This window comes from Pseudomonas fluorescens, from assembly GCF_018614775.1.
GTDB classification, from domain to species: domain Bacteria; phylum Pseudomonadota; class Gammaproteobacteria; order Pseudomonadales; family Pseudomonadaceae; genus Aquipseudomonas; species Aquipseudomonas fluorescens_BY.
The window spans coordinates 36,595-44,788 of record NZ_JAGGOF010000020.1 but is presented as its reverse complement, the minus strand read 5'-3'; the positions used below and the strand labels follow the sequence as shown (position 1 = coordinate 44,788).

Annotated in this window: 4 protein-coding genes and 2 pseudogenes; 4 read left to right on the top strand and 2 right to left on the bottom strand. The window is 64.3% G+C overall.

Annotated features, from left to right (window positions below):
* Positions 1-197 precede the first annotated feature (197 nt).
* Together J7E36_RS25495 and J7E36_RS25490 are read left to right on the top strand one after the other, a co-directional pair.
* Positions 198-1,337: pseudogene (locus tag J7E36_RS25495) on the top strand (HAMP domain-containing protein); the annotation flags it as partial.
* A 321-nt stretch (positions 1,338-1,658) separates the two neighbouring features.
* Positions 1,659-2,195, top strand: a pseudogene (locus J7E36_RS25490) (methyl-accepting chemotaxis protein); the annotation flags it as partial.
* A gap of 123 nt (positions 2,196-2,318) precedes the next feature.
* On the opposite strand, the gene J7E36_RS05850 reads toward J7E36_RS25490, so the two are convergent.
* Together J7E36_RS05850 and cra are read right to left on the bottom strand one after the other, a co-directional pair.
* Complete coding sequence (locus J7E36_RS05850) at positions 2,319-3,095, bottom strand: TatD family hydrolase (RefSeq protein WP_215000805.1); 777 nt, start codon at positions 3,093-3,095, stop codon at positions 2,319-2,321.
* Between the two features lie 3 nt (positions 3,096-3,098).
* Positions 3,099-4,094, bottom strand: coding sequence for a catabolite repressor/activator (gene cra, locus J7E36_RS05845; protein ID WP_215000802.1), 996 nt, complete (start codon positions 4,092-4,094; stop codon positions 3,099-3,101).
* Positions 4,095-4,382: 288 nt separating this feature from the next.
* On the opposite strand from cra, the gene ptsP reads away from it, so the two are divergent.
* Entirely contained in the window at positions 4,383-7,247 is a 2,865-nt protein-coding gene (gene ptsP / locus J7E36_RS05840) for a phosphoenolpyruvate--protein phosphotransferase (RefSeq protein ID WP_215000799.1), read from the top strand.
* Positions 7,248-8,189, top strand: coding sequence for a 1-phosphofructokinase (gene pfkB, locus J7E36_RS05835; protein ID WP_215000796.1), 942 nt, complete (start codon positions 7,248-7,250; stop codon positions 8,187-8,189).
* Positions 8,190-8,194: the final 5 nt, after the last annotated feature.

Below are 8,194 nucleotides of genomic sequence, written 5' to 3'. Positions count from 1 at the left end.
GACGGGGCGGGACCTCCCACAAGACATACTCGCTGTCGTTAACCTTAAGTTACAAATCTCTCCGTCGATTTAGGCTATACAGGCACAGCGCGCCGAATGGTGGCTTTCTGCTGTCCCTGTGCGCTCGCCCATAAAAAATAAGAACACTACCGGGAGACTTCCTTGTGAAGAGTTTGCTCTGGCCCGCTGTCGCGCTGATGAATCGCCTGAGTTTTGGCATGAAGTTCAGCCTGATCAGTGTGATGTTCCTGGTGCCGATGCTGGTGACCAACTTCTTCCTGGTGCGTGATTCCTACCGGGAATTCCAGGGCACCCAAGTGGAGCTGCAAAGCCTCGACCTGTTAGGCAGCAGCCTGACCCTGCGCCGGGACCTGGAGACGCTGAACAACCTGGTGCAGATCAACGCCAGCCTGGGCCAATCCGGCAAGGCCGGCGATGTGGAAACGAAGATCGGTACCCTCGAACAACAGGTCCTCACGCGCCTGCAAGGCATGACCGCCATGGCAGTCGACCCCGAGCAGATCAGCGCCTTCGATGCCAAGCGTGACGAGATGATCGCCGCGTTCAAGGCCCAACAGGCCGAGAGTTCCTTGCAGAGCAAGAGTGCGCTGATCAGCAAGCTGCTCAACAATGCGCAGATGTTCAGCCAGATCATTGCCAGCCAGGCGGGTTTGAGTCGCGACCACCAGAGTGATATCCGTCAGCTCAGCGAGTTGATCATCGGCACGACCCCGAAAGTCACCCAGATCCTCGGCGAAGGCCGGGCGCTGGGCGCTTCTTCATTGGGGCTGGGGTTTCTCAATTCAGCGTCGAGCACCCGGTTCGATGAGTTGCTGGCGCAGATCGAGAAGCTCCAGGGTGAATACGATGTGAAGCTGCAAGACGCCCTGGGCGCCAGCAAGGCGGCCGCGCAGGCCTTGGCCGAGCAGGCCAACGGCAGCAAGGGCAGCCTCAAGAAAGCCAGTGAACTGATCGAAGAGCACGTGGTGATGGCCGATACCCTCGATGCGCCCTGGCCGGCGTTCTACGAACAGGTCAGCGGCCTGATGGCACAGACTTACCGGTTGAACGAGGCGACCCAGGATTTTCTCGGTGTTCAATTGCAGCAGCGCCTGGAGCAGAACCGCAGCCACATGGTGCTGCAAGCCGTGGCGCTGGCGGCGGTGTTTCTGTTGATTTTCTATTTGTACGCCGGTTTCTATGCGTCGACCCGCACCACGCTTCAGCATCTGGGAGCAATGATGGATAAGGTGGCCGCCGGGGACATGACGGTCAATTTCGTCGCCCGCAGCAAGGATGAACTGGGCGAACTGGGCGAGGTATTCAACGGCACGGTGGCGAAGATCCATGACTTGATTGAACAGGTCGGTCGCACCGTCGCCGAAGTCGAACGCCAAGCGGGACAGGTCGAGGCGGTATCGGCCCGGAGTAACCAGGCCGTTGCCGGGCAGCGCAGCCAGATCGAGCTGGTGGCAACGGCCATGAACCAGATGTCGGCCACGGCCCAGGAAGTGGCTCGCAGCGCCGCGGCGGCAGTCAGCAGCGCTCACAGCGTGAACGATGAAACCCTGAGTGGCCGTGGGCTGGTGGAATCCCAGCAGGGCAGCATCGCCCGGTTGGCCAGTGAGATCGATCAGTCGGTGCAGGTGATCAATCAGCTGGCGACCGACAGCCAGGCCATCAGCCGGGTATTGGATGTGATCAAGAGCATCGCCGAGCAGACCAACCTGCTGGCCCTCAACGCGGCCATCGAAGCGGCCCGGGCCGGTGAGCAGGGGCGTGGTTTTGCAGTGGTGGCCGATGAGGTGCGGACCCTGGCCAAGCGGACCCAGCAGTCGACTGAAGAAATCGAAGCGATGATCACGCGGCTGCATGGAGGTGTGGGCGCCGCGGTGAAGGCGATGGGTACCAGTCATGAGATGGCCAGTGGCACGGTGGGTCAGTCGGAACAGGTGCAGCAGGCCTTGGAAAATATTCTCGGCGCCGTGGGCATGATCGTGGACCAGAATCAGCAGATTGCTGCGGCTGTCGAGCAGCAGACGGCGGTGGCCCATGATATTGACCAGAATATCGTTGAGATCAATCGCGCCGGTGAGCGCACTGCTGAGGGGGCGCACCAGACGGAGGATGCCAGTCGTGAGCTGTCGGCCCAGGTGGTGCGGCTCAAGCAGTTGATCAATGCGTTTCGGGTTTAGTCATGTGCTCACTGCCGGGCCCCTGTGGGAGCGAGCCTGCTCGCGATGGCGGTGGTTCAGCTTGAATGAGCGCTGAATGTGCCGCCGCTTTTGCGAGCAAGCCCGCTCCCACAGCGGGGATGCTCACCAATTGAACAGTTGACGGGCATTAGCCGTACTGGCTTCGGCCAGCTGCTCCGGACTCACCGCCATGATCCCGGCCAATGCCTCGCAAATCGCCGGCAGGTGCGCGGGGCTGTTGCGCTGGCCGGGGAACATTGCGGGGGCCATATCCGGTGAGTCGGTTTCCAGCACCACCGCCTCCAGCGGCAGTTTTGCCAATACCCGGTGCATGCGCAGGGCCTGGGGCCAGGTGGCGGCGCCGCCGAGGCCGAGTTTGAAGCCGAGCTTGATGTATTCGCGGGCTTCTTCAAGGCTGCCGGCGAAGGCATGGATGATTCCGGCGCGCCGGGTTCCCAGGCGCTTGAGGGTGGCGATCACGGCGGCGTGGCTGCGGCGCACGTGGATCAGCGCCGGCAGGTCGAAGTCTGCCGCCAATTGCAGCTGCGCCTCGAACAGTGCTTGCTGGCGTTCACGGTCCAGCGTCTCGAGGTAGTAATCCAGGCCGATTTCCCCTACCGCACACAATTGCCGATGCCCGGCCAAGCGGGTCAGCCAGTCGCGCAGGTGGGTGATGTCTTCGGGGCGATGCTGGTCGAGGTACACCGGGTGCAGGCCCAGTGCTGCGTGCAGGTCCGGGTCGCTTTGCACCAGGTCCCAGACCCGCTGCCAATTGCCCCGATACACCCCCAGCACCACCATCTGCCGGACGCCCGAGGCGCGGCTTGCGGCGAGCAGTGCCGGGCGGTCCGCGTCGAAGTCCGGGAAATCCAGGTGGGTGTGGGTGTCGATCAGCTGCATGGGTCAGCCCTGATGAATGCGCTGCTTGAATGTCCGGGCGATGGCCTGCACGCCCGGTTGGTAGTCATCGTTTTCGATGGCCGCCAACGCCAGTTCCAGGGCCTTTTCGGCGATCAGTTGATGCTGCTGGGACATGGCGTTGACCGGCAGCGGCAGGAAGTCCAGCAGTTGTGTGTCGCCAAACGTGCCCAGGCGCAGTGGCCGCGACTTCAGCGGAAAGTCGTGCAGGGCGTCGAACACCCCCTGCAGCAGCACGTAGGAGGTGGTGACCAGCGCATCGGGAAGGTGCCCCAGGCGCGCGAGCATGTCATCCATCAACTGGCGGCCGCATTCACGGCTGAAAGACTCGCCGTGCTCGACCAACACCTGGCCCTCGAACCCGGCCAACGCGTCGCGAAAGCCTGCGGTCCGTTCCTGGCTGATGCTCAGTTCGGGGCGGGCGCTGATCAGGGCGATCTGTCGAGGCTGGGTCTCCAGCAGGCTGCGGGTCAGTTGCAGGCTGGCCTGGCGGTCATCGCTGATCACCGAGCAGAACTGCGTGGGCTCCATCACCCGGTCGATGGCGATGATCGGGATACCCTTGGCCTGCAATTGCTGGTAACTGTCGTCGCCGGCCGGCAGGCAACTGGCAACGATCAACGCATCGCAGCGCCGGGCACGGAACAGCTGCAATAATTGCCGTTCACTGTCGGGGGCATCGTCGGAGCTGGCAATCAATAGCTGATAGCCCCGCGCCCGCGCCCCTTGCTCCAGGAGCTTGGCGATGCGTGCGTAACTGGGGTTTTCCAGGTCGGGCAGGATGAAGCCCAGGGTGCGCGTGTGCCGGCTGCGTAGCCCGGCGGCCTGGGGATTGGGCGTGAAGCCATGCTCCTCGACCACTGCCCGCACCCGCTCGACGGTCGCGTTGCTGATGCGTTGTTGCTCGGCCTTGCCGTTGATGACGTAGCTGGCGGTGGTCACGGACACACCAGCGAGCTGGGCGATATCACTGAGTTTCAACCCGGTTTTCCTTGTTTTTTCGAGTCAGGCCCGACAATAAGGGACATCCTACCCGATTCACGCTGAAGGACACCGCCCGAAGGCTTACGACAAGTTGCACTTCAAGGATGAGAGATTATCGAGTAACGTGCCAATCTTTCTAGATTAAACGTTTCAGCAAGCGTATTTTCAAGGCTAGCAGGATTTTTGGCCGCGCTGCCGCGATACCGCCAAAAACCGTCCTGGGACGCTAAGCTGATTCATTCAAAACAATACCTGGCGCCAACCGGACGCCAAAAAGGAGAAGGCATGCTCGAGCTCACTCTAGAGCAGATATCCATGGCCCAGACCGCTGTGGATAAAGACGCTGCGTTGCAATTGCTTGCGGACAAACTGGTGGCCGATGGCTTGGTGGCTGACGGCTATCTCGCCGGCTTGCAGGCCCGCGAAGCCCAGGGCTCGACTTTTCTTGGCCAAGGTATCGCCATTCCCCACGGCACGCCGCAAACCCGCGACCTGGTCTACTCGACCGGCGTGCGCCTGCTGCAATTTCCGGAAGGCGTGGACTGGGGCGACGGACAGATTGTCTACCTGGCCATCGGCATCGCGGCCAAATCCGACGAGCACCTGCGCCTCCTGCAATTGCTGACCCGTGCCCTCGGCGAGACGGATCTGGGCCAGGCCCTGCGCCGCGCCGGTTCTGCCGAAGCGTTGTTGAAGCTGCTGCAAGGCGCGCCGCAGGAATTGGCGCTGGACGCGCAGATGATCGGCCTGGGTGTGTCGGCGGACGATTTCGAAGAGCTGGTCTGGCGCGGCGCCCGCCTGTTGCGCCAGGCCGACTGCGTGAGCAATGGCTTTGCCGGCATTTTGCAGCAGGTCGAGGCGTTGCCCCTGGGCGATGGCCTGTGGTGGCTGCACAGCGAGCAGACCGTCAAGCGTCCGGGCCTGGCCTTTGTCACCCCGGACAAACCGATTCGCTACCTTGGCCAACCGCTGAGCGGCCTGTTCTGCCTCGCCAGCCTCGGCGAGGCCCACCAGAGCTTGCTGGAAAGGCTTTGCGCGTTGCTGATCGAAGGCCGCGGCCACGAACTGGGCCGCGCCACCAGCAGCCGCAAGGTGCTGGAAGTGCTCGGTGGTGAATTGCCCGCCGACTGGCCGAGCGCGCGCATCGGCCTGGCCAATGCCCATGGCCTGCATGCGCGCCCGGCGAAGATCCTCGCGCAACTGGCGAAAAGCTTCGACGGCGAGATCCGCGTGCGCATCGTCGACGGCCAGGACAGCGCCGTGTCGGTCAAGAGTCTGAGCAAGTTGTTGAGCCTGGGCGCCCGTCGCGGCCAGGTCCTGGAATTCATCGCCGAACCGAGCATCGCCGCCGATGCCTTGCCGGCGTTGCTGGCGGCCGTCGAAGAGGGCCTGGGCGAAGAAGTCGAACCGTTGCCGCCACCGAGCGCGCCCCAGGAAAACCCGATCGCCGAAATCGCCACCGTGGTGCTGGCCCCCGAAGCCGGCAGCCTGATCCAGGCGGTGCCGGCTGCTCCGGGGATCGCTATCGGCCCGGCCCACGTGCAGGTGCAGCAAGCCATCGACTATCCACTGCGCGGCGAGTCGGCCGCCATCGAGCGCGAGCGCCTGCAAAACGCCTTGAACCAGGTGCGCCGCGATATTGAAGGCCTGATCCAGCGCGCCAAGGCCAAGGCCATTCGCGAAATCTTCATTACCCACCAGGAAATGCTCGACGACCCCGAGCTGACGGACGAAGTCGACACCCGTTTGAAGCTCGGTGAGAGTGCGCAAGCGGCGTGGATGGGCGTAATCGAGGCCGCTGCGAAAGAACAGGAAGCCTTGCAGGACGCCCTGCTTGCCGAGCGCGCGGCCGACCTGCGGGACGTCGGCCGTCGAGTGCTGGCGCAGTTGTGTGGCGTCGAAACCCCGAACGAACCCGAGCAACCGTACATTCTGGTGATGGACGAAGTCGGTCCGTCCGACGTGGCGCGCCTGGACCCGGCCCGCGTGGCGGGGATCCTGACCGCACGCGGCGGCGCCACCGCCCACAGCGCCATCGTTGCCCGCGCCTTGGGCATTCCGGCGCTGGTGGGCGCCGGTGCATCGGTGTTGCTGCTGGCGCCGGGCACGTCCCTGCTGCTGGACGGCCAGCGCGGTCGCCTGCACGTGGAGCCGGATGCCGCCACCTTGCAACGGGCCAAGGAGGAGCGCGATACCCGCGAGCAACGCCTCAAGCTCGCCGCCGAACAGCGCCACCAACCGGCGCTGACCCGTGACGGCCACGCCGTGGAAGTGTTCGCCAACATCGGCGAAAGCGCCGGTGTCACCAGTGCGGTGGAGCAGGGCGCCGAAGGCATTGGCCTGTTGCGTACCGAACTGATCTTCATGGCCCACAACCAGGCGCCGGACGAAGCGACCCAGGAAGCGGAATACCGCAAAGTGCTCGATGGCCTCGCCGGTCGGCCCCTGGTGGTGCGCACCCTGGATGTCGGCGGTGACAAACCGTTGCCGTACTGGCCGATCGCGAAAGAAGAAAACCCGTTCCTTGGCGTGCGCGGCATCCGCCTGACCTTGCAACGCCCGCAGATCATGGAAGCGCAACTGCGGGCCCTGCTGCGCTCGGCGGACAGCCGTCCGTTGCGGATCATGTTCCCGATGGTCGGCAGCGTCGATGAGTGGCGCCAGGCCCGGGCCATGACCGAACGCCTGCGCCTGGAAATTCCGGTGGCGGACCTGCAACTGGGGATCATGATCGAGGTGCCGTCCGCCGCGTTGCTGGCGCCGGTACTCGCCAAGGAAGTCGACTTCTTCAGCGTCGGCACCAACGACCTGACCCAATACACCCTGGCCATCGACCGAGGTCATCCCACCCTGTCGGCCCAGGCCGATGGCTTGCACCCGGCGGTGCTGCAACTGATCGACATCACCGTGCGCGCCGCCCATGCCCATGGCAAATGGGTTGGCGTGTGCGGTGAACTGGCGGCCGACCCATTGGCGGTGCCGGTGTTGGTGGGCCTGGGCGTGGATGAACTGAGCGTTTCGGCCCGCAGCATTGCCGAGGTCAAGGCGCGGGTCCGCGAACTGAACCTTGCGCAGATACAGACCCTGGCCCAAGAAGCGCTGACGGTGGGCAGCGCCGACGACGTGCGCGCATTAGTGGAGGCGCTGTAAATGGCGAAGATTCTTACCCTGACCCTCAACCCGGCGCTCGACCTCACGGTGGAACTGGCGCGCCTGGAACCGGGCCAGGTCAACCGTAGCGACGGCATGCACACCCACGCCGCTGGCAAGGGCGTGAACGTCGCCCAGGTGCTGGCCGACCTCGGCCACACGGTGACGGTCAGCGGTTTTCTCGGTGCAGACAACGCCCAGGCGTTCGAGGCGCTGTTTGCCCAGCGTGGTTTCGTCGACGCTTTTATCCGCGTGCCCGGCGAAACCCGCAGCAACATCAAGCTGGCCGAACAGGACGGACGCATCACCGACCTGAACGGTCCCGGCCCGGTGGTCGACGAAGCCGCGCAGCAAGCCTTGCTGGAGCGACTGGAGCAGATTGCTCCCGGCCACGACGCGGTGGTGGTGGCGGGCAGCTTGCCCCGGGGCGTCAGCCCGCACTGGTTGCAGGCGTTGATCACCCGCTTGAAAACACTTGGCCTGAACGTCGCCCTCGACACCAGTGGCGAAGCCTTGCGCGTCGCACTGGCGGCGGGGCCGTGGCTGATCAAGCCGAACACCGAAGAGCTGGCCGATGCACTGGGTTGCGAAGTGGTGAGTGAGGTGGCCCAGGCACAAGCGGCGCAGCGCCTGCACAGTCAGGGCATCGACCATGTGGTGATTTCCCATGGCGCCGACGGTGTGAACTGGTTCAGCGTTGGCTCGGCCCTGCACGCCTCGCCGCCCAAGGTCAGCGTCGCCAGCACCGTGGGCGCCGGGGACTCGTTGCTGGCCGGCATGCTGCACGGGTTGCTCGGTGCACACGCACCGGAGCAAACCCTGCGCACCGCCACCGCCATCGCGGCCATGGCGGTCACCCAGATCGGTTTTGGCATCCGCGACACCGCGCTGCTGGCGTCGCTCGAACAGGGCGTGCGCGTGCGCCCCCTGACAGAACAATAAGAGGG

Excerpts from the sequence above, each read along its gene's own strand:
- J7E36_RS05850 (WP_215000805.1), bottom strand. The coding sequence starts at position 3,095 with ATGCAGCTGATCGACACCCACACCCACCTGGATTTCCCGGACTTCGAC.
- ptsP (WP_215000799.1), top strand. The coding sequence starts at position 4,383 with ATGCTCGAGCTCACTCTAGAGCAGATATCCATGGCCCAGACCGCTGTG.
- pfkB (WP_215000796.1), top strand. The coding sequence starts at position 7,248 with ATGGCGAAGATTCTTACCCTGACCCTCAACCCGGCGCTCGACCTCACG.